The 21,543-nt window shown below is 64.8% G+C and carries 18 protein-coding genes; 8 read left to right on the top strand and 10 right to left on the bottom strand.

Translation table 11 applies throughout. The features are described from left to right. Both IPM18_10035 and IPM18_10030 read right to left on the bottom strand, forming a co-directional pair. Positions 1-852, bottom strand: coding sequence for an ABC transporter permease (locus tag IPM18_10035; protein ID MBK9119922.1), 852 nt, complete (start codon positions 850-852; stop codon positions 1-3). A gap of 170 nt (positions 853-1,022) precedes the next feature. After that, positions 1,023-2,447, bottom strand: a complete 1,425-nt coding sequence (locus tag IPM18_10030; GenBank protein ID MBK9119921.1) for a sugar transferase — start codon at positions 2,445-2,447, stop codon at positions 1,023-1,025. A 288-nt stretch (positions 2,448-2,735) separates the two neighbouring features. Between IPM18_10030 and IPM18_10025 the strand changes: the two genes are divergently transcribed. After that, complete coding sequence (locus IPM18_10025; GenBank protein MBK9119920.1) at positions 2,736-3,473, top strand: hypothetical protein; 738 nt, start codon at positions 2,736-2,738, stop codon at positions 3,471-3,473. A 215-nt stretch (positions 3,474-3,688) separates the two neighbouring features. After that, positions 3,689-5,098, top strand: coding sequence for a VanZ family protein (locus IPM18_10020; GenBank protein ID MBK9119919.1), 1,410 nt, complete (start codon positions 3,689-3,691; stop codon positions 5,096-5,098). A 117-nt stretch (positions 5,099-5,215) separates the two neighbouring features. Here IPM18_10020 and IPM18_10015 read toward each other — a convergent pair whose 3' ends face one another. From IPM18_10015 to ychF, 5 genes are all read right to left on the bottom strand, one after another. Further along, positions 5,216-5,947, bottom strand: a complete 732-nt coding sequence (locus IPM18_10015; GenBank protein MBK9119918.1) for a PEP-CTERM sorting domain-containing protein — start codon at positions 5,945-5,947, stop codon at positions 5,216-5,218. Positions 5,948-6,276: 329 nt separating this feature from the next. Next, positions 6,277-6,696 carry a YjbQ family protein gene (locus tag IPM18_10010; protein ID MBK9119917.1) on the bottom strand — a complete coding sequence of 140 codons (420 nt, stop codon included), beginning with the start codon at positions 6,694-6,696 and terminating at the stop codon, positions 6,277-6,279. Between the two features lie 30 nt (positions 6,697-6,726). Further along, the gene (locus IPM18_10005) at positions 6,727-7,494 is read right to left on the bottom strand and encodes a hypothetical protein (GenBank protein MBK9119916.1); all 768 of its coding nucleotides are present in this window, start codon (positions 7,492-7,494) and stop codon (positions 6,727-6,729) included. A gap of 789 nt (positions 7,495-8,283) precedes the next feature. After that, positions 8,284-11,091, bottom strand: coding sequence for a DUF2961 domain-containing protein (locus IPM18_10000; GenBank protein ID MBK9119915.1), 2,808 nt, complete (start codon positions 11,089-11,091; stop codon positions 8,284-8,286). Positions 11,092-11,128: 37 nt separating this feature from the next. Beyond that, positions 11,129-12,190 (bottom strand): redox-regulated ATPase YchF, encoded by a 1,062-nt coding sequence (ychF, locus tag IPM18_09995; protein MBK9119914.1) that lies wholly within the window; start codon positions 12,188-12,190, stop codon positions 11,129-11,131. A gap of 199 nt (positions 12,191-12,389) precedes the next feature. On the opposite strand from ychF, the gene IPM18_09990 reads away from it, so the two are divergent. The 4 genes from IPM18_09990 (at position 12,390) to pdxA (ending at position 15,340) form a co-directional block, all read left to right on the top strand. Then, positions 12,390-12,932 (top strand): hypothetical protein, encoded by a 543-nt coding sequence (locus IPM18_09990; protein ID MBK9119913.1) that lies wholly within the window; start codon positions 12,390-12,392, stop codon positions 12,930-12,932. A 32-nt stretch (positions 12,933-12,964) separates the two neighbouring features. Beyond that, positions 12,965-13,393, top strand: a complete 429-nt coding sequence (locus IPM18_09985) for a hypothetical protein (GenBank protein MBK9119912.1) — start codon at positions 12,965-12,967, stop codon at positions 13,391-13,393. A 202-nt stretch (positions 13,394-13,595) separates the two neighbouring features. Continuing rightward, positions 13,596-14,282: a riboflavin synthase gene (locus IPM18_09980; protein MBK9119911.1), complete on the top strand. Its 687-nt coding sequence runs from the start codon at positions 13,596-13,598 to the stop codon at positions 14,280-14,282. Continuing rightward, entirely contained in the window at positions 14,279-15,340 is a 1,062-nt protein-coding gene (pdxA, locus tag IPM18_09975) for a 4-hydroxythreonine-4-phosphate dehydrogenase PdxA (protein ID MBK9119910.1), read from the top strand. The genes IPM18_09980 and pdxA overlap by 4 nt, the downstream gene beginning before the upstream one ends. Before the next feature lie 135 nt (positions 15,341-15,475). Here the strand turns inward: pdxA and IPM18_09970 are convergent, their stop codons facing one another. Beyond that, the gene (locus tag IPM18_09970) at positions 15,476-15,715 is read right to left on the bottom strand and encodes a hypothetical protein (GenBank protein ID MBK9119909.1); all 240 of its coding nucleotides are present in this window, start codon (positions 15,713-15,715) and stop codon (positions 15,476-15,478) included. A 188-nt stretch (positions 15,716-15,903) separates the two neighbouring features. After that, entirely contained in the window at positions 15,904-17,154 is a 1,251-nt protein-coding gene (locus IPM18_09965; GenBank protein MBK9119908.1) for a hypothetical protein, read from the bottom strand. A gap of 89 nt (positions 17,155-17,243) precedes the next feature. On the opposite strand from IPM18_09965, the gene IPM18_09960 reads away from it, so the two are divergent. Beyond that, positions 17,244-17,897 (top strand): HAD family hydrolase, encoded by a 654-nt coding sequence (locus tag IPM18_09960; GenBank protein ID MBK9119907.1) that lies wholly within the window; start codon positions 17,244-17,246, stop codon positions 17,895-17,897. Positions 17,898-17,919: 22 nt separating this feature from the next. On the opposite strand, the gene IPM18_09955 is transcribed toward IPM18_09960, so the two are convergent. Beyond that, on the bottom strand, positions 17,920-19,083 hold the full coding sequence (locus IPM18_09955) for a ChaN family lipoprotein (GenBank protein ID MBK9119906.1): 1,164 nt from the start codon (positions 19,081-19,083) through the stop codon (positions 17,920-17,922). A gap of 256 nt (positions 19,084-19,339) precedes the next feature. Here IPM18_09955 and IPM18_09950 point away from each other — a divergent pair, with 256 nt between their 5' ends. Further along, a complete protein-coding gene (locus tag IPM18_09950) occupies positions 19,340-21,385 on the top strand; it encodes an elongation factor G (GenBank protein MBK9119905.1) in 2,046 nt (681 codons plus the stop codon). Positions 21,386-21,543: the final 158 nt, after the last annotated feature.

Here is a 21,543-nt window from a genome sequence, read left to right as displayed (position 1 = left end):
TCAAACCACATCTGCGAAGCGTCGCTCGGAGCGACGAAAATTCAGGACCCCCACCAGCAGCAGCAGCACTGCGAGCACGGTCGACACCCCGAGCAGTCCCCACGCCAGTGGCTTGCCGTAGAGTGCGCTGCGGAAGCCCTCGATGATCCCCGTCATCGGGTTGAGCATCGCCAACCAACGAAACCGTTCCGGAACGGTTGACAGTGTGTAGACCACGGGACTCAGAAATAAACCCATCTGCACGACGAACGGCACGACAATGCGAAAGTCGCGGTATACCACTGTCACGCTCGCGAACAGCAGCCCCACCCCGAGCGCCGTCACGGCCGTCAGCAACACGAGGATCGGCACCAGCAAGACAGCCGGGGTCAGCACCACGCCATACCATGCCATCAGCCCGGCATAGACCAGCAGCGCCAGCGCGAAATCCACGACCGCTACCCCCGTGCTCGCGGCCGGGATGAAGAGCCGCGGGAAGTACACCTTGGTGAGCAGGTTCGCATGGGATACAAGACTCTGGCTCGACGCGGTCACCGCACCCGCGAACAGGGTCCACGGCAGCAGCGCGGCATACACGAATACGGGATAGGGCACTCCATCCGAGGGCAGCTTCGCAAACCCCCCGAAGATCACAGTAAACACGACCATCGTGCAGACCGGTTGTACGATTGCCCAAGCCGCCCCGATGACCGTCTGCTTGTAACGTACTGCGATGTCACGCCACACGAGGAAAACCAGTAATTCGCGGTAGCGCCACAGTTCCGGCAGGTCAGGCGCGGCCCAGCCCTGCTGCGGCCGGATGTGCGTGACAGGTGCAGCGCGCAGCGCCACCGCAGCGGCAGTGCTCGGCATCCGTGGTGCGACTGCGGACAAGAAGCCACTCCTGCGGCCGGACCAACGCGCCCGCCGCCTGCAGCCGCGATGCAGCCGCGGCTACCCGGCTTATCGGAGCCCCCTGCGCACCCCCTTGAACCGGCAATAAGTGCGCCGTGTTGCCACTCGCCGCATAACCCGCGGTGTCCTCAGCGGGCGCCGAGCACGAACGTCCCGAGCGTGCGAATCAGGATCGCAACGTCAAGTTCGAGCGACCGGTGCTTCAAGTAGTACAGGTCGTAGCACAGTTTCCGGTGCGCATCCGCCACGCTCGCACCGTACCCGTAGTGGATCTGGGCCCAGCCCGTGAGCCCCGGTCGGACCAGGTGCCGCAGGCGGTAGTGGGGTAGCAACTGCTCGAGATTGTGGACGAACTCCGGCCGCTCCGGCCGCGGGCCAACTAGTGACATGTCGCCCCGCAGGATGTTCCAGAGCTGCGGGAGCTCATCCAGCCGGCTCTTGCGCAGGAACCGGCCAAGCCGTGTGACCCGTCCGTCGTTCGCGGCCGCCCAGCGTACACCATCCTTTTCCGCGTCGGTCCGCATCGTTCGGAACTTGTAGATCGTGAAGCAGCGCCCCCGCGCCCCGACCCGTACCTGCCGATAGAGTGCCGGTCCGCGGCTGTCGAGCCGGATTGCAAGCGCGATCAGCGGCCAGAGCGGCAGCGTGATCAACAGACCGAAACCGGCTGCCAACGCATCCCCACACCGCTTGACCGCTTCGAAATTGCCGCGGTTTTGCACATCCGCACGCAGGAACCACTCCGCCGTGATGTTCTCGACCGGCACTTCTCCGAGCAGCGACTCGACGAAAGTAGCGTGGTCCGTCACGCGGCAGCGTTGTTGCAAGCAGGTCGCCACGGCCGGACCGACCGCGCCGGTGTGGGCCAGTTCACTGCCGACGACAACCTCATCGATCTCATACGCGATGAGCTGTTCCTCGATGTCGTCGATGGTGCCGAGGTAGGGGCAGGTTTCTGAGAACGCCAGCTCGGCCGTAGTGCGAAAACGCGGCGCCGCCTTCGCATCGACGTTGGCCGCCACGAGTCGCAAAGCTCCCTGTGCCAGCCGGGTATGCCCGACAATCTCGTAGTGCGGTCGATTGCTGCGAGCCAGCAAGGCCACCAGCTTACGCGTCGAGTCCCCCTCCCCGATGCACAGTACCCGCACCCGGGCACGCGTCAGTGTGTCGTGCGTCCAGAGGCGCAGTGGAAGACCCACCAGCAGGTAGGTAAGCACCACTGCCAGGGCGACCCAGCGGCTGGATGAGGCATAGAAGAATACCGAGAGCAGCGCGAACGCCACCATCACACCCAACGCCAACGCCAGCGTCAGGCGCACCAGCAGACGGCTACGCGACAGCAGCGTATCGTGGTCATACAGACCGACCGCCAGACCCGCGAGTGTCACCCCACCGCAAAAGCTCAAGCTCACAAGCCAGCGGTTTGCCAGCCACTCGAATCCAAGGTCGGCATTCACGAGCCAGGTGGACATCGCGGCCGCTGCCAGCCCGATAATGAGCCAGTCAAATGCAATCCATGACCCGGCCGGCATGGCCGACAGGAATCGTGCCAAGCTTGGCTGGCGGCGTTCCCGACGTACCGGCAGAGGCGCTGCCGCTGCAGCGCAGTCCGAGGAGGGTGCGGAAGTCAGCACAAGCGGTTCCATGGCGTCCCGTAAGAACGGTGTGTGGCCCGATCGGGAACGACACCGTCGCGGGTTCTATCGGCCGGCCGGCGGCGGCGCATCACATTCCACAACCTCACTTTGCGCCCCAGGTGGAAAAGTTACGCATGCCTGCCCCAAGTCCTCCCGATAAAGCAAGCAGAGAGACCCGGTCTCCGATTGCACGGAGTGCGCCTCATGCCCTTGTCACATGCCACATCCGCGCATGGCACAGCGCTGGCTGTTGTCACGCTACTGGTCCTCGCCGGCTGTACCGGCGAGAAGCCGCCCGCGGCTTACGACCGTCCCGTCATGGTCGCGGCCTTCGAATCCGGCGCGCCCACGCCCGACAACGCATACACCTTGTTAGTGGATGAACCCACGACGGGCCGCTTCACCTGCTCACTCGCGGTGGCACGCTATGCCCCGACTGAGGACGGCATCGAGCTGGTTGCCATCCGGCAGCGTGACCAGTCCTACTGGACCCAGCAGTTCCGCGGCGTCGACGCGATTCGCGATGTCCTCTTCGTCGATCCGTTCGCCACGCGGCCATTCGGTCAGGATCTCACCGCAGTGCGTGACGCAGCCCGCAAGCTCAATGCGCGTCTGTTGCTGCTGCATGCCCCGACCCGGACCGGCCCTAACAGTGCCGCGGTCATCGGTGTGCTATACGACGTGGACTCACTTACGTTGCTCGCCACACTACATGCGTCGGCACAATTCCTCGACGATGAGGGCGAAGAACCCGACCTCGACGCCAGCAAGGGCGACCAGCGAAACCGCGATGCACTCTTTCAGGCCCAGCGGCGTTTTGAGTCGCACACCCTCGAATGTATCCGCGCATTGCTGCTGCGCGACCAGCAGCCGGCAACCACGCAGCCACACCGCTGGCATCAGCCGTTCCTGGATCCCCACAGCCCACCACCACGACGCTGATCCCAGCACGCGGAAAAGCTGGATTCATGTGACCTGTCTGTCAGACCGTCCCAGAAAACATGCAGCAACATACATGGCCGGCCGGCCGAACCACGATCCTGCAACAAGTGTAGCTATTCACCGCAACGATTCGTAAGCTCTCCTCAGGGACTGCTGCTGTGTCCGTTGCGCCCACGCCGCGGATGGGCCGCAGCCCCGGAGTGGGACAGCACGCGGTGAGTCCGACCCATACAAAGAAATCCAACTGCGCGTGGGGGGACCGCGCCACGGACCCCCGCCGCGTCGTAGACGGGCGAATCAAGCCGGCGGTGTTGAGTCGGCGCGCTGTTCGCCTCCTCTGCCTCGCCTGTCTGGGCCTGATCGTCTATGGCACGCTGGGCCCCCTCGGTCTGGGCCGGCGCCCCTGGATCGTGCCCCCATCTACCTGGACTTGGACCCTGCCGCTCGAGCGCTCCGACGCCAACGACCTACTCACGAATTTCGTCGTCTATCTGCCGGTCGGAATCGCGTTGCGGCTGCTGCTCCGACGCCGCGGCAGTTGCGGCTGGAGCGATCTGCTGCTCGCCACCATGGCCGCGGGCGCGCTGAGTTACTTGACCGAAGTGCTGCAACAGGCCATGCCGATCCGCTCGTCGAACGCCGTGGATGTGATCGTCAACACCGCCGCCGCTTTCGTCGGTGCGCTGCTGGCCAGTCCCGTGCAGCGTCTGCTGCGGACCGTGCACGAGGCCGCCTTCCGGCGCGTGCATCATCCGGCCCGGCTCTGGAGTCTGCTGGCGGCCGCTGCCATCCTGACCCTCGCGGCATGGATGACCCTGCCGTGGCAGCCCGGGCCGTGGCGGGCGGTCTGGGGTTTCGACGAACCGCTCGGTGCGGCGACGCTGCGCCGGTTCATCCTGTTCGGAGCGGTCGGTTTCCTGGTTGCGGGAGCGCGCCGCGTACGTGGGCTGGACGCACGCACTACGGCCATTCACAGCGCCGCACTGGTCAGTGGGCTCGCCTGTCTGCTTGAAGCGAGTCAGTGCGCCTTTGCCGGCCACGTTTCCAGTTGTGCACATGCTTTGATCCAGACCTGTGGAGGCACCGCCGGTGCCCTGCTGGGCACATTTCTCGTCCGCCCCTTGCCAACCTCCGGCGCATCAGCCACCGTCCCATCGTCACCTGTCATGTATGGCAGTGTCTACCACTGCCCCGCACTACGCGGGTTTGCGTGGGCCGCCATCGTCATGATCGCCGGCTGGACTCTGGTGCTGGAGTGGCGCGCCACACCCCCGCCATCCAAGTTGGTTGCAAGCGGTGTTGCCTGGGTACCCTTCGCACACGCGTTTGAGCACTCGTTTACACGTGCCGTGTCGGAGGCCGGTGAACGGCTCGCGGTTTTCGTCGGATTGACTTTGCTATGCTTGTTCCTGGATGCCAAGCGTGGCCGGGCATTGGCCATGCTCTTGCTGGTGGGGCTGCTCGGCACCGTACACGCAGTGCGGCTGTTGCAGGGCGCCGCAGGCGACACAACTCCACTCGTGCTGGCACTACTGGGTTGGCTGTTCGCGTGCCGTATCTGGGATTCCCTGCATCCCGCTCCCCACCACGCGGTACAGCCCTCCATGGTCCATCCGCACCCGTAGTCACCAGCCGTCGCAGGCGTATCCACACGCACAGCAGCACGGCAATGAAAAGAACGCCCCAATCTCGCAGGGAGATCGGGGCGCCCTTGTTTTTCGCAGGGAAACTCAGCGGTGGAATTACCGCCGACGCAGCAGTGCCAGGCCACCGAGGGCCAGCAGGGCCAAGGAGGCGGGCTCCGGAACTGTGTTGCCTTCGACCACCAGGTACATGGTTCCCGGCGGGGGGTTGTCGCCGCCGAACACGAACCGCCGCGTAAGTGCCGTCGGCGGATCGCTGAACGGGCCGTCCGTGTCGTAGACCCAGAAGGAGTTGATGTTCCCATCCGGTCCGTTCGTCACGCGCCAGCCGTTGTTCGCGTCTGCGTTGGAGAACGAGAGCCCGGCAAAGAAACCATTGAACCCGGCGACCAGTGTGTTGTTCAGCGCTACGGTGAAGAGCGGCGTCACACCATCACCCACTGTCACCAGCTCGGTTACAAAGCCCGGCTGGCCCACCCGCGCGGGCAAGGTGACCGAACCGAACTGTGTGATCGGCACATCGAGCTCGGTATCGGGCAGCACGGTACCCGTCGTCGCCGTCGAGTAATAGAGGTTCAGCGTCACTTCGGGCGCCGTACCCGCGCGACGAATCCCATAAGTGATGCGCGTTACTTCCAGCGCATTGTCTCCGGGATTTGTCAGCCGCGCATCGGGGATCATCACATCGTCAAATGCTACGCGCGGCGTACCGAGCGTCCCATTGCCGGGATTGTACCGGCTGCCGGTCTCATTGATATTCTGATACATGATCGCCGCCTGGGCCGCGCCGGTCAGCGCGGTAATTACGGCAATCGCCAGCCACTTGCTCATCGCTTCGCTCCTCTCCTGAAATCCTGGTGTGCCGGTTGCTCACCGCGCACACGCGCTTACTTCGTTGACATACCGCTGGCGGGAAACAGACCCGCTGCGAGGAACTCGCCGTCCTTGGTTCGATTCAACCACCGCCCCACGCGCCTGCCCCCCTACTCCGGCGCGCGACGGATGCTAGAATGAAAAGGGCTTACTGCACTCCTCACCAGCCCAGCATATCCCGCCCGACGTTGTAAAGTCAACGCGCAACACGACTAAGGCATAGTTCCCCTGCAGTGGGCGATAACTCCAGCGCTACCGTCTACAGACCGACCAGCCCCCTGGGCGTCTCACGCACCGATCACTTTCACCAGGACCCGTTTGCGACGCTGTCCATCGAATTCGCCGTAGAAGATCTGCTCCCACGGCCCCAAGTCCAGTCTTCCCGCTGTAATCGCCACCACAACTTCCCGTCCCATAACCTGACGCTTCAAATGTGCATCAGCATTATCTTCCCCAGTGCGATTGTGCAGGTATTGGGACGTGGGGGCATGTGGCGCAAGCTGTTCCAGCCAGCGCTCATAATCCCGGTGCAGGCCGGCTTCGTCATCGTTGATGAATACACTGGCCGTGATGTGCATCGCGTTGACCAGCACGAGCCCCTCGCGCACCCCACTCGTGCGCACCGCCTCTTCCACCTGTGCGGTGACATTGACGAAGCCGCAGCGCGCTGGAACTTCGAACCACAACTCCTGACGGTACGACTTCATCCGTCGCATGCTCCCGACGCGGCCGGCACTCTATTCATCGACGGCGGTAGTCGGTGCAAGGCCGGCCGGGCGTACCGATGCCGGTGGTGGCACTGGCGTTCCCGGACGCGCTGGCAGAACCAGCAATGGCACTTCAAGTCGCGGGACTTCCGCGTGATTCGTGGTGATGATGATCTTCTGCCCTAGTGGCTGCGCCGGGGCGTAGCCCTCTGGAATGTCCACTTCGACCCGCAACTGCAGGCCTTCACCCTCGATGCGAACGCCAATCGCCGGGTCCGTCGCCTGCGCCCCGGTAATCGTGCCCACTTCACCCGGATCCCACAACACACGAATCGCCCGCGGTGCATTGGCAGGAACCGCCGGCCCCACGCGCAAACTGGCCGGCATGACTCGAGCGACCGGGCGTGCGGTCCCGATCACGCTCACCGCGATTTGCGGTTGCTGGGGTACGCCCGTCCGCAGCACGACCTGCCCGCGCACTCCGGCCTGCGGCCATGGTGGCGTGACGCGGACCGTCAGTTCGTATTCAGTGCCCGGCTCGATCTCCCGGATACTGGTCTCGAACGATTGCGAAGGATTTGTCACCAGCTCCGGATTCAACGGACCCGCATCCCCCCGGCGTATCCGGATGGAACGTTCCTGTGGACCGCCACGCCGCGGCAGTTCACCAAAGCTGATGGCCAACGGTTCGTAATGAACCGCCGCACGCACCTGCACCGTACCCGTCAGGGCGAGTCCGGGTCGGTTGCGATCATTCGATTGCAGCGTGAAAGACTTCGTGAATGGGCCGGCACGCATACCGACACGCGCTTCGAACTCAAGGGTTTCGACCGCGCCAGGAGCAATCTCGCGATCAGACTGACCGCGGATGCGGACACCTCAGCCGCCCCGGAGCCGGATGTTCAAAGGTCCTTCACCCTCGTTGCGAACTACGAATGCGAAAACGGCGGTCTCGTTCGCCCACAAGGGCTCCAGTGTCACTTTCGGTTCGGGACATACAAGTCGCGGTTGCGGCTGATCGGGCGGGGGCGGCGTCAAATCGAGCGCCCCCGCTTCGCCTGGTCCACAACCAGGGCTCGTGACGGCCTGTCCACGCTGCACCTGGGTAGAGGAGGCCTGTGGATCCGCGCCTGGTACTGGCACTGGCGACACGCCTGCGCTCGGCGTAGTCGATACGCCGCGCTCCGCGTTGCGCCGCTGCGACATGGCCCGTAATTCCGCCAACGCGGCCTCCCGCTCTTGCTCGTTTTCCGCTTTGGCCGCACGCTGGATAAGAGCACGTATCGTGTCCAAGTCCGGTTGACTGGGCTGCGACGCGGGAGCCGCTTGTGTCGCCGGCGCCGTGGTTGCGGTGGGCGTTTCCTGCCATGCATACGCAACGGGAAGAAACAGTGAGCCCAGCAACACCCCCAGAGTACGCGCCCGTCTGCTTGGTCGCCCCCCGAGGCAACATGACCACCACATGGCAAAACCTCTTCACCGCTTGCCGACCGGCCGTACGACCCCGAGCGGACAACACGGTATTTTCAGTTTATCCACAACAATCTTGGGCACCAACCACCCGACGCCAGCATACGAACACTCACGTTATCGGATGGGCTCCATTTGCAGCCCATCCAATCCGAAATAGTAGCCGGGTGACGCCGACGCCTTCCCCGCAACCTCGACACGCAGCCGCCGCGGCCGGCCGTCCTCGAAAGCGTGTTCGCCCAGCTCGACCCGCAGGCCGGGCTCGATGCGCGTCGCGAAGAGATCGATGGGTTCACCAAGCGGCGCGCCATCGAGTGTCACCTGCACGATGCCGTAGTCAAACGAGCGTGTCAGCAACAGGGCTAACCGATACCGCCCTGGGGCCGGCGTTAAGTCGAACGCAATGCTGGCCCCGACGCGCCGAGCGCGGCACCACAAGTGGTCCTCGCCGCTCGCGCCTCCGATGCCCTGACGTTCGGCAAAGGCCTCCTCCTCTGCGGCGATGGTGAAGTCCTCGAACTCGAGCACATGCGGCCCCGCCGCTGGTGGCAGGTCGACCGCATCGAGCCCCAAAACACTCACACCTGAGGGGGTGGGGGGTATCGTGCTGTGGAACGAGAGCGAGTTAGCCCCGCGGCGCAGGGTTACGCTTCCCACGGGGACCCGTTCCACCCGTTCCACCGCGGTGTAAGTAGCGAGTTCACGCCCCACGGCCACACCATTGACACGCACGTCGAACCGTCCGCCGTCCGGGCCGTGTGTGATGTGCAGTCGTAGGACCACGGTGCGCTCCTCGGCCTGCTCAGGCAACGCAAATGTCGCACTCGCCCCCGCCCGTGCAAAGACAAGCCGCCGCTGCGCGCCCGCCGACCAGGGCAACCGCCCGTACTCCACCTCGGACGTCACCGCCTCGGCCGTGCTCAATTCCAGATCTTCGCCCTCCGGCCCACGGGGGTTGCGCGGTATATCGCTGAGCACCCAGCAATCGAGCATCGCCGGGCGCGAACACTGCACCGTCAGCCGGTTGACACCCGGCTCCAGCCGTACGATGCCCACGTCGTACAGGCCGCTCAGACGCCGATCGTACTGCACTGTCCCGATTGTGCGTCCGGTGGGCGACGTCACGGTGATCGTCTCGAAGGGTCGCCGGGGGTTCACCCGCAATTGCAGCCGCACTGTCCGCGCTTGCTCCACCGGTAAGCCGATCGTAACTGGCTCGGAAGTCGTGATGTTTGCCGCCGCCTCACCCGAAAGTTCGGCGCCGCCCGCATGCTGCTGCCTTGTGACGTTGCCCCAGTTCGCACTGAGGATGTGGTCCTCCGCCTCGATCGCCCCCGGGATGCGCAGTCCCGGCGGCGTCAACTCCGCCAGCGTCAGGCGTGGGAAGAGCTCCGCTGTAACGGCATCGGGCGTCGCGTACCAATAGGCCAGTGTCCCGTAGTAGGTGTCCCACTGCCGCTCGTGCTGCCAATTCTCGAGCGTGAAGGCCGCGGATTTCTGGAAGTTGATCGCATCGGGCACGTGCCAGCGATAGGCCGAGTTCTTGCCCCAGGGTGCCGCCCGCGTGACGCCGACCAGCGGATGAGTGAACTCGTGCAGCCCCCAGGCATCGCCGAAGTAATCCTCGGTCCCGGTGCCGAAGTAAGACGGGAACCCCTCGCCGTCAATCCACACCTTCTCATCCCCCTCACCCCACCACTCCGCCCGTGGGCAGTCGACATTCAAGACACAGCCGACGATCCGGCCCCGCCCGCGCACCGCGAGGACTGGATAGCCCAGCACCTGGCACGGATCTTCCCGCCGGTAGCGCGCGTGAAAGCGCAGTGCATCAGGCGCCGGAGTCCGCGTATCAACACGCATCAGGAACACCAGCCCCACGGCGCGCCGCGTCCGGCTGAGGTTCTCGATCTCCAATCGCAGGCCGTCTCGGTAGGGCATCGGGAAATAGCAATACATAAAGCGCTGCTCTTCCAGCGGCCGGTCCGGCAGCGGAAACGCCAGCTTCGCAGCCGTCCCTGTCGCGAGACTCCGAAACGGTACGGGCTCGAATCCGGAGCCGAAGAAGTCGACCAGCGGCACCTCGACCTGCGGCTCGGCGGCGCCATCGAAGGTCATCCGCAGCACGAGCTGGTGCAGCGCGTACGGCTCGCGCGGGTCTGTGCGATCCGTCAGTCCCACGTACAGCGCGCGCACCGTGCCCCCGCCCTTCAGATCCCACGCCAGCTTTTCCCCAGGGCCGAGATCCTTCTGCTCGGTCACCGGCATCAACCGTCGGCCGGCCGCCACCACGGGGTCATACCCGTCACGCAGGACGCGGGCGACATCGGCCACGGCACCACGGGCCTCGTCCGACAGCGTGAACGAAAACCGTTCCACCGGTGTACCGGCGGGAAACTCCACCACGTTGACGTGGTAGTAAGCCCCCGAATCGCGCGCCAAGACGCGACCGCTCTGCGCGAAACCGATGGGAAAGTAGCAGTTCAATCCACGTTCCGTGAAGGGTGCTTCGAATGGTGCCAGCCGCCCGCTGAGCAATTCGCCGAAGGACGTGTCGATGACGATTTCGCCGTCGAGCACAAAACGGATGCGCCCATGCGGATTCGCCGACCAGATGCGGGTAATCGCACCGGGTCCGTCCACCTCGGCCATCACATCCCAACCGTCGTCGGTGCGCCGCAGGAACTGCCCCGCGTCGTGGTTCGCGTCCCAGTCGATGAAACGACCCTGAGCGTCGATCTGGGAGCGCCGATCGTAGCTGGAGAACATCCGCGTGCGCTCCCCCTCCGGCGGCGGCGTAGCCAACCGGTCCAGGTCGACCACCCGCCGGATGAGCTCGGCCTGTGTCACCGCCTCCTGCCCCACTGCGCGGCCATGCCCCGCCACCAGCAACGCCAGGATGCACGACACGCGGATAGGCGCGACCATGCCGAATCCTCCTTCCGCGCCGGCGCCGGCCGACTTGTCACACGTTGAACTTGATCGTGATGATGTCACCGTCCAGCACAACGTAGCCCTTCGGCTCCAGCCGCACCTTCCCCGCTGCCTTTGCATCACGCATCGAGCCGGCCGCCAACAGGTCGGCGTAGGCGATCGTCTCGGCCTTGATGAACCCGCGCGCCAGATCGGTATGAATACGGCCGGCGGCCTCCACGGCCGTCATGCCTTTCATGAGCGGCCAGGCGCGCACCTCCTCCGGTCCGGCGGTCAGCATGAAGATCATTCCCAGGGCATCGAAACACGAGCGCACCACGCGGTCGCGTGCGAGCGTTGCAAGCCCGTAGTCCGCCATGAAGGCGGGGCGCTCGTCTGCTTCCATCTGCATCAACTCGGCTTCGAGCGTGGCACACACGGCCAGCGTATCCGCGGCGTGCGGATCGACAAACGGAGGCGGTTTACCGATGTCCGCCTCGGAGATGTTGACGACCACTGTAACCGGCTTCTGCGTGAGGAAGCCGAAGCTGCGGAGCATCTTCTCCTCGGCCCCCGGCTGCACCAGTGTGCGCAGCGGTTCGCCCGCCTCCAGTGCGGCCTGGCAGCGTTGCAGCAATTCCAGCTCGTGCTTCAGCAGGTCGCGGTCCTTGCTCGGCCGCGTGAGCGACTTCTCGAGCTTTTCCACCCGTCCCGCGCAGATGGCAAGATCGGCGAAGAGCATCTCGTCGCGGATTTCCTGCAGGTCCCCGGCCGGGTTGATACGGTCCCGATGCTTGGGAACGGTTTCCGAGACAAACGCCCGCACGACCACCACCAGTCCGTCGCACTGGCGCAGTGTCGGCAAATGCCGCTCGAAACCTGCTCGCTCGATATCCCCTTCCGTGCTCCCCGGCAGATCCACGAAGTCGATCGTGGCTTCGGTCCGCTTCTTCGGCTGAAAAATGCGTTCCAGCTCATCCAGCCGGGGCTCACGCACATGTACCGCCGCGAGGTTCTCTTCCGCCGCCTTCAAATGCGCGCCCGACAAGCCCGATAGTGCGGTGAATACAGAGGTCTTGCCGGAAAACGGGAAGCCAACGACCGCGACGCGCATGAACTGCCTCCGATCACGGACCCAGTGGGCACCAGACGCCCCGCCGCGCCGTGGAGACACCACCCTGCGACGAGCCGAAACACCGGAGCTTGTGGGCCACGCGGTCCGATATATGATAACAAGGTACTATGGTAACGCACAGGCGCACGGGACGCCCCGAGCGGCGTTCCGACGACCTCCTGCGAATAAGGACGCCCCCGTGTTGCAACGGCTTTGCTCACTCGCGGTACTCGGTCTCATCGTAATCCCCCTTGCCGGCTGCTTGCCCGAGCTCTACCCGGACACCACCCCCGCGACACTCCGCGAGATCAATCGCATCCGCAACGATACCAGTCTCACCGCCCAGCAAAAACGAACGGAGCTTGAGGCCCTCGGCATCACGCCGCTGACGATCAATGGCCTGCTCCGCAGCGAGCGAACGGCCAACCAGTTTGGCGGGACACTGCGTACGGCGTACAACAAGGTCGTCGAACCCGATCTCCGCAAACTCACCCCTGACGAGGTGCAGCTCTACGGGGACGGGGCCAGCGAGGTGTCGAGCACCATCAACGTCGCGTTTACCGATACCGCGGCCCTGGCGATTGTTGAGTTCCTGCGGGCGGAGGACCTGCAAACTCCCACGGAGCTCGCCGCCTTCCTCGACGATTCCAACAACACGGTCCCCGCGCGCGTCGATATTGCCAACCTCAGGGCGGTGTTCGTCAATTTCACCCCCACGGACATCCTCCCGATTCTGCCGTAGCCGAAGACGGCCCAACTCACGAAGGAGACTTCATGCTCAGGCGAAAAATCCTACCCGCAGTGGCGGCCGCAGCCCTGCTGGGCACATTGGTCGGCGGATGCCCGTTCGGGGATCCCCGCCTCAACAACCAGGGCGGCACGAACCTCCTCCAGGCCGCTGGCAAGATCGCGGGCGATCGGCTCCACACACTGAACCCCGACGACATCCAGATTCTTACCGATCTCGCACTGCAGGTCACCGAGGCGAATTTTCCACCCGCCACCGATGAACAAGCCCAAGCGGTGGTCGATTTCATCAAGGCCAATGGGATTACGACCGTCGCCAGTCTGCAGGACCTGATCGCACGGGCGGAGCAGGACCCCGATTCCATCGTGATTCCTGACAGCGTGCGCGAGGTGCTCGACGCCATTGCCGACAATCCGGGCATCTACATCGACGCCTGGGAAGGCACTAGCAACTGAGCCGCACCACTGCAATTCCTGGAGTCCACCGGGCCGGGCGCACCATCTATGGTGCGCCCGGCCCGTGCCTTCTGAAGGAAGTCCGTGGTCACGGCTTCACGCTCCTGTCACAGGGGTGTCTAATATCCTTTGCACAGACCGGGATCTGCCCCACCGTGGGGCGGCCCGCCACTGGACTTCATGAGCCGACCGCGGTTGCACGATGTTCACCGGCATCATTCAGCATATCGGGCGTGTGACGGCCGTTTCGGCCAACGCCCGCCGCACCGTGAGTGGCGCGCTGGCTCATCGCCTCGAGGTGGACCTCGGCCCACTCGCGGACGGACTGCGACACGGTGCCAGCGTTGCGGTGAACGGTGCCTGCCTGACGGCTGCTTCACAATCCGGCACAATCACCGGCTTCGACGTGGTCCCGGAAACATGGTCCCGGACTACGCTGCACCGGCTGCGGCCGGGAGACGCTGTCAATCTTGAGCGTTCGGCCCGGCTGGGCGATCCCATCGACGGCCACCTCGTGCAAGGACACGTGGAGGCCATTGGCACGGTCATCGAAGTTGATCGCACCGGCGGCCAGTGGTGCCTCTGGACTCGTGTGCCCGCGCCACTGCTCGCGACGATCGTCGAGAAGGGCTCGGTCGCGCTCGACGGCACGAGTCTCACTGTCGTCGCGGTGGGGGCCGAGCGTTTTTCCGTGGCGCTCGTACCGACGACGTTGGATGGCACCGTGCTCGGACAGCGAAAGCCCGGCGACATGCTCAATGTCGAGTCCGATATTCTGGCACGGTTGGTGGCGCGGCGCATGGCATGGCTGACAGGGCAGGCACCGTCCGGCGAAACCGGGGGCGGGGTGAGTTGGGAAGCCCTGCGGGCCGGCGGGTACGTACCATGACACTGCCCGCGACCAGTTCAGACCGCCCGTTGATCGGCTTGAGCATGGGCGACCCGCTGGGGGTAGGCCCGGAAGTCATCGTCAAGGCCCTGGCCGACCCGGCGCTGCGCGCCCAGGCCCGTTTCGTGATTTTTGGCTTGCATGACGTACTCGAGCTTGTCGCGGACCAGGCGGAACTCAATCGCTTCTGGTGGCGTGAGCCCTTCGATCGAGGGGTGCGCGTCGGCACTGGCGTCCTGGTAGCCGACTTCGACGATCTCACCCCACAACGGATCAATGGGCAGCGCGGGCCCGATGCCCAGGCCGGCCATGCTTCCTTTCGCTTCGTGGAAGAGGGTGTGCGCCATCTCCAAGCCGGCGCCATCGATGCCCTCGTGACGGCCCCCATCTGCAAAGAGAGCTGGCACCTCGCGCAACACCGGTTCCACGGACATACCGATTATCTGGCGCGCCGCTGCGAGGTCCGCCGCCTCAACATGCTTTTTGTGGCCGGGACGCTGCGTGTGGCGCTGGCCTCCGATCACATCCCGCTCTTTGAGCTGCGCAACCGTTTCACCATCGGCCTTGTGCACCAACCTATCGACTTGCTCGACCATGCCCTGCGCGCACAGTTCGGCATCGCACGGCCGCACATCGGAGTGCTCGGTCTGAATCCCCATGCCGGCGAGAACGGTCTGCTGGGCGATGAGGAGAGTCGCATCATCGAGCCGGCACTGACCCTGGCACGGAACGCGAACATCCGGGTATCGGGTCCGCTGCCGCCCGATACGGCCTTTGTGCCGGAAGTCTGCCGGCGCTTCGACGGCCTCGTCGCCATGTATCACGATCAGGGACTGATCCCCGTCAAGATGGCCGCGTTCGACCAAGCCGCTCAGATGACGCTTGGGCTCGACTGGATCCGCACCAGTCCAGATCACGGCACGGCCTTCGATATTGCCGGTCGCAACCGCGCGCATGCCGGCAGCATGCGCGCTGCCATCGAGCTTGCTATCGAACTTGCCATCGCCCGACGGGAGCGCCAATCCGGCTCCGTGACCGCCCGCTCCGACCCGGTCTGATCCCCTCTTGCCCCTTCTGCGCAGCAAAGCGACCGCGGGCACCCGCCGCGGTCGCCGTTGCACAGAACTCCGCACCGGCGCGGAGTGGGACAGCAGGTCGCCGTCCGCCTCCGCGACGCGGAAAAAGCTGTGGGGCTATGCCACGATCATCTGGAATTGATCGAGGATCACCTGCACGGTCGTCGGAACCTCGGGTTCCGTCACGAGTGACTGGATGAAGGCCTGAATGAAGCTGCCTGCCAGCGACGTCGCCGCCGACCCCACTCCACCGAGCACCGTCTCACGGACGGCCGGGTCACACGCCTCCAGCGCCAGTACGCTGCCGCCAGACATGTACACCAACCACGATTTGCTGCGTGTGAACCACGTGCGCATTACGTTCTCCTTCACTCGGCGTGCAGCATGCGGCACCCCGCCTGCTTCCAGGCCGCCTCCAGCACGCCACATACGTTGTACCTATCGGCGCCATTCGGCCGGGAGTTTCGCCCGGACCTGCCCCGGCGGAAGCAATCCATAACCACGGGGCGCAGCGTTTGCGCTGACTGCAAACCTGAACTGTGCCGTTACCCCTCACCGCCGGATTCCTCGTGTACCGGATCCTCCTGGGGTGGCGGTGGCGGCGGTGGGGCCGGACGTACGGGCGCCGGCCTTGCACCGGTTCCCGGGCGCTGCACGGGTGTCGGTGGCCGCTGGGCTGATTTCTCGGCGGTCTCACGCTGCTGCCGGGTCGGTAGACGTTCCAGCCGCGGTTTCAGACTACGCTCGAAAATGTCGTCAATCGGCTTCAGTAGCCGGGTCTTCTGCTCGTTGACCCGCGCGATTTCGCGCCCGCGATTGGCATCGGTCGACTGGTTCAGTGCCACCAGCCGGTCATCGAGCCGACGAATCTCGGCTTCGCGTCGGCTGGTGTACTGCGCGGCCTGGGTCTTGCAGTCATCGAGAATCGCCTGAGCACGCTGTATCTGGGCCTCATCCAGCTGAAACCGCGCCACAAAGTCGCGCACATACGCATCCCATTGCGATTCAAAGGTGTCCAGGTTCGTCGTCCCCGGGCGCGCCTGCGGTCCGGGTCCCCGGGGCGGCCCGACATTCCCACCGCGCGGTGGCCCGGTGTTCCCGCCGCGCGGCGGTCCCGGTTGTACTGGGCGCGTTTCGCCCGTTCCGCCCGGACGTAGCGTGTTCGGAGGAGGGGGGCGCGGCGTGGGCGCCGTCGGTGTCCCGGCGGTAAGCGGCGGCTGATTCGGCGCAGGGCTGTCCCCCTGAGGCCGCGGCTGCGGCCGCGGACCGCTGCGAAACTCATCGACCGTCATTTGTCCTGTCACAATCCGCTGCAACGCGACCTCCGTCGTCGCGAAGTTTTCGTACATGTCTCGCAGATCTTCATCGTGGCGGACCTTCTGCTCTTCCGTGAGAATGCCGCGCCACGTTTCGTTCCCCTCGATGATGAAGCCCTTTGCCTCTTCGAAGATCGGCAGAGCACGATGACCCCAGTTCAACAGTTCCTCCTGCGACATCGCCGCGCCGCTCCGCAGCGCCATCAGGGCATCGACAAGATCGAACAGATCCTCACGATGCCGCGCCAGGAACTCGTCGGCTTTCGCCTTGAGGTAGGCCTTGGTGAACTCATCCTGCTCGGCACTCAGGTTGTAACGCCGCGAAAGGAACCGGGCATGGTTGTCGAGCAGAGCATCGATGTTGAGCATCCGCGCATAGCTCGGCCGGGCCGCGGGTTCCTCCTGCGCCAACACCCCGATTCCCAGCCAAAGCGCCACAACCACGGCAAGCGGTCGCGAAAGGCGATATCGTTGCATCATGCGGACTCCCGGTACAGCCAGTGAGCGGCCGACGGAAACAGCGGAACCATTGGAATTATAAAGATGGACCTCAAGAGGGTTGCACGTAAATGACACCGGAATCGCTCCCGGCACCACGCGCCTGCTGTTTCGACCTCGACGGTACACTCGTGGACTCGCTGCGTGACCTCGGCGAAGCCCTCAATCATTGCCTTGAACTGCTCGGGCTGCCGACCCACTCCATCGACCGCTATCGGTACATGGTGGGAGAGGGTATGCCCAAACTCTGCCAGCGGGCCGTGGGCGCTACACACCCGCATCTGACACCGCGGCTGACCGAACTCGCCCGTGTATTCTATCGGACGCGCATCCTGCGGCATACCCGCCCCTATCCCGGCGTCCCCGAGTTGGTGAACCGACTGCGACATCGCGGGCTGCGACTCGCTGTGCTCTCGAACAAGCCCCACGCCCTCACAAACCGCATTGTCCGCAGCTTCTGGCCGGACAATACCTTCGCGGTGATTCAAGGGTATGAGCGCGAGGAGCACCGCAAGCCATCGCCCCACCACGTAAAAGAAATTTGCGCCGCCCTCGCCGTGCAGCCCTCCGAACTGTGGCTCATCGGGGACACGCCCACTGACGTAGAGACCGCGGCACGGGCGGGCGCGCCGTGCGTTGCGGTGACCTGGGGCTTTCGCACCCGTGGGGATCTTGAGGCCGCCGGCGCCAACTGTATCGTCGATCATCCCGAGCAGATCGCCTAGCGCCCGCCCCGATTGGACCGCATCAGCGCGGCCCAGGCCGCTCCGACGCCTCCGGAATATCGCCATCGTTCCCCGGCACGAGTGGCGCCAGTAGCCAGCGCGGCGTGGCAAACAATGCCTGGCGCAGCCGCTGATAGAGCGCGTCCGCCTCGTCCAATGGTTGCACTTCGGCCGGTGAAGCCGTGGCGGCCTGTTCAGGGGCAGGTGCGGTCGGCGGGTGCGGTGAAGCGGTATCGGGCGCGCGCGGCGCCGGGGGCGGTGTGATGCCATAGATGATGAGGTCCGCAGCGCCGCGATCTTCCTCGTCGAACGGGAACCGTCCATCGACCGTCGCACGGAACACGATGGTCAGGATACGGTCGGTGGGTCGCCGCGTACGCAGCTTGCGCTCCGTTCCGCCGAAATTCGCGACGTGGAAGGAGCCGACCATCAACAGCACGCGGCGTTCACGATGCTGCGCCCGATGATGGGCAATGCTCTCAGCCATGGCTTCGTCCCACAGCAATTGCGCACGGTACAAGCGGTCGTGGTCGCTTTCGGCCGCGATCGTCCCGTCGCCCCCCATGATCAGACTGAAGTTCCGCTCGTAGCCGCCCCGCAGGTAATCATTCGCCGAGGGCAACCACTGTTGTACTTCCGGCTCCAGCTCTGCCCGGTAAGCATCGAATTCCTGTCCCGAGCGACGATATCCGCGCACCAGTCGCCGCGGTGCATTCGCCGCCAGCACCGGCAGCCCTTCGCGCCGCGCGAGCTCGATCAACGGGCGGTGCGAGACCAGGTAACTGGACCCCTGCCGCGTGAGTTCCTGGAAGTCGCCCTCGACAATCCGTCCCCGCAAGTACGCATCCAGCGCCGCCTGCGTGTCCGTCTCGAAGAATTCCAACGCGAGGGTCAGAGGCCGATCCGCCACCGCCAATTCGGCCGCAAGCTGCGCCTGCACCTGATTGCAGACCACGTTGTTGTGCTCCTCCCCGAACAGGATTACGTCAGACGCTCGGCAGCGGGCCGCGAGTTCCGCGAACGACACGGCCCGTCCACTGCGCCCGTCCCGGGCCTGGAACTGGCCCAGCAGCGCTGCGTTTCCGTGCGTCTCATACCGGACGGAGGCCGGCAGCGGGGCGGTGCAGCCCACGATCAGAATCGGAAGCAACCCGAACGACAACCGGAGCACGGTGCGAGACTGCATGGGGCATCCTTCGGAACCGGAAAACCTGCGGAATCTGGGGTACCAGGGGAGGAGTGTACCTGCGCAGCACCACCGGGACACAGGGCCGCTCCCCGCTTTGCCCCCACCGGGAGTCCGTGGCGCCCGTGGTGCGATATGCGCCCAAACGCCGGCACCCGCCTCCGCCGCCTTTGCAACTTCGGCCCGCTTCTTTAGAATCTCTGATTCGCTCATCTCCGAGCACGCATGGTCCTGCGGCTGGATTGGAGGCAACTGCATGGGTGCATTCGCAGTCGAGAAGATTCGCAACGTCGCATTCGTGGGGCACGCCGGCGCCGGCAAGACGACGCTGGGGGAGGCCCTGCTCTTCAAGGCGGGCCTCACCACCCGGCTCGGGAGCGTGGACGATGGGAGCAGTCTCCTCGACTACGACGACGAGTCCAAAGAGCGCAAACACTCCGTCGATTCGAGTCTCCTGCACCTCGAACACCACGGACACCTGCTGAATCTGATCGACGCCCCCGGCATGCCTGACTATGCCGGGCCCGCATTCTCCGCGCTCGCGGCGGTGGACACGGCGGCGGTGGTCATCTCTGCCACGTCAGGCATCGGCGTGAACACGCGCCGGATGTTTCAGCAGGCCAAGAGTTTTGGACTGGCCCGCATGATCGTCGTGACGCGCATCGATGGCGAGAATGTCGACCTGGTCGAACTCCTGAAGGGTATCACTGAGACCTTCGGCCCCGAGTGCCACCCCATCAACCTGCCGAGCGGCGGCGGCAAGGCCGTCATCGATGTGCTCGAGAAGGCGGGCGGCACTGCGGACGTGCTGAATGTCGCGGAGTGCCATACGGCCCTCGTGGACGCCATCGTGGAAACGGATGAGGCCCTCATGGAGGAGTTCCTCGTCAGTGGTGAAATCCCCGAGGACAAGCTCGGCCCTGCGATCGGTGGCGCCGTCGCCTCCGGCCATGTCGTGCCCGTGCTCTTCGTCAGTTCCCGTGGCGATGTCGGCGTCACCGAACTGCTGGATGCGATCGTGAAATTCGCTCCTTCACCCGCGGTCGGCAAGCAGCGCGAACTGCTCCGCGGCACCGGTGCGGATCGCGTGGCAGTGCCACTACCGGCGGACCCGGCGGCGGACTTCGTCGCCCAGATCTTCAAGATCACCTCGGATCCGAAGAGCAACATCAAGTACTCCGTTGCCCGTGTCTTCAGCGGCACGCTGGCTGCGGATGGACAGTTCTTCACGTCCGGAGAGCGCAAGGGGCAGCGGCCAGGCCACCTGTTCAAGCTCCACGGCGGGGCGCACCACGAAGTGCCGGTGGCCGCCGCCGGTGACCTCGTGGCCTTCTCCAAGCTGGATTTCAAGATCGGGGACGTGATCTTCGGCAAGGCCGACGAGGGCACCATCGAGATGCCCAAGCGGCCCGCACCGATGTACGCCCTCGCGATCGAGCCCAAGGCCCGCGGCGATACCGAGAAGATCGGTACCGCCCTGCACCGCTTCGCGGATGAAGATCCTTGCTTCGAGGTGCTGCGTGATACGGAGACCGGCGAGCTGGTGATGCGCGGACTCGGCGACCAGCATCTCGTCGTGCTTCTCAGCAAGATGAAGCGCCAGTTCAAGGTCGAAGTCGATACACACATCCCCAAGATCCCCTACCGCGAAACGATCGCCGGCAGCGCCAAGTACGTTGAGTACACTCACAAGAAACAGACCGGCGGTGCGGGTCAATTCGCCCGCGTGTTCATCGACCTCGAACCCAACGAGCGCGGCGCTGGCTACGAGTACATCGACAAGATCTTCGGCGGCGTCATTGATCAGTCCTTCCGGCCCAGCGTCGACAAGGGCGTGCGTGACCAGATGAAGCGGGGCGTGATCGCCGGCTGCCCGGTCGTGGACGTGAAGGTCTCCCTCGTCGATGGCAAGACCCACCCGGTGGACAGCAAGGACGTCGCCTTCCAGGTTGCCGGCCGGCAGGCCTTCAAGAAGGCCTTCCTCCAGTCCAAGCCGATTCTGCTGGAACCGGTCGTCAACATGGAGATCACCGTCCCTGCTGATAACATGGGTGACATCACGCGTGACATCGCGGGCAAGCGCGGCCAGATCCTCGGGCAGGACGTGCTTCCCGGAAACCAGGTTGTTGTCCGTGCGCAGGTGCCGCTGGCCGAAGTCGCCGGTTATGCCTCGCAGTTGAAGAGCGTCACCGGTGGCCAGGGGAGCTTCATGATCGAGTTCAGCCACTACGACGTGGTGCCGCCCAACGTGCAGCAGCAGATTGTCGCCCAGTACAAGCACGCGGACGAAGAGGACGAATAGCCCTCACCGCACTCGGCGACTCCGTGCATTCGCGGCCGCGGCGTTCCCCAGCGCAGCGGCCGCGGTGCTGCGCGGCACGCGCTCTTTCGACCGCTCGTACCTCATCCATCTCGAGCGGCGGACAAGCCGTGCCATCCCAACGGACCACTTTGTTCGTG

It is taken from the genome of Phycisphaerales bacterium (assembly GCA_016716475.1).
Lineage (GTDB): Bacteria > Planctomycetota > Phycisphaerae > UBA1845 > Fen-1342 > JADJWG01.
This window is presented reverse-complemented; position numbering and strand designations above follow the sequence as displayed.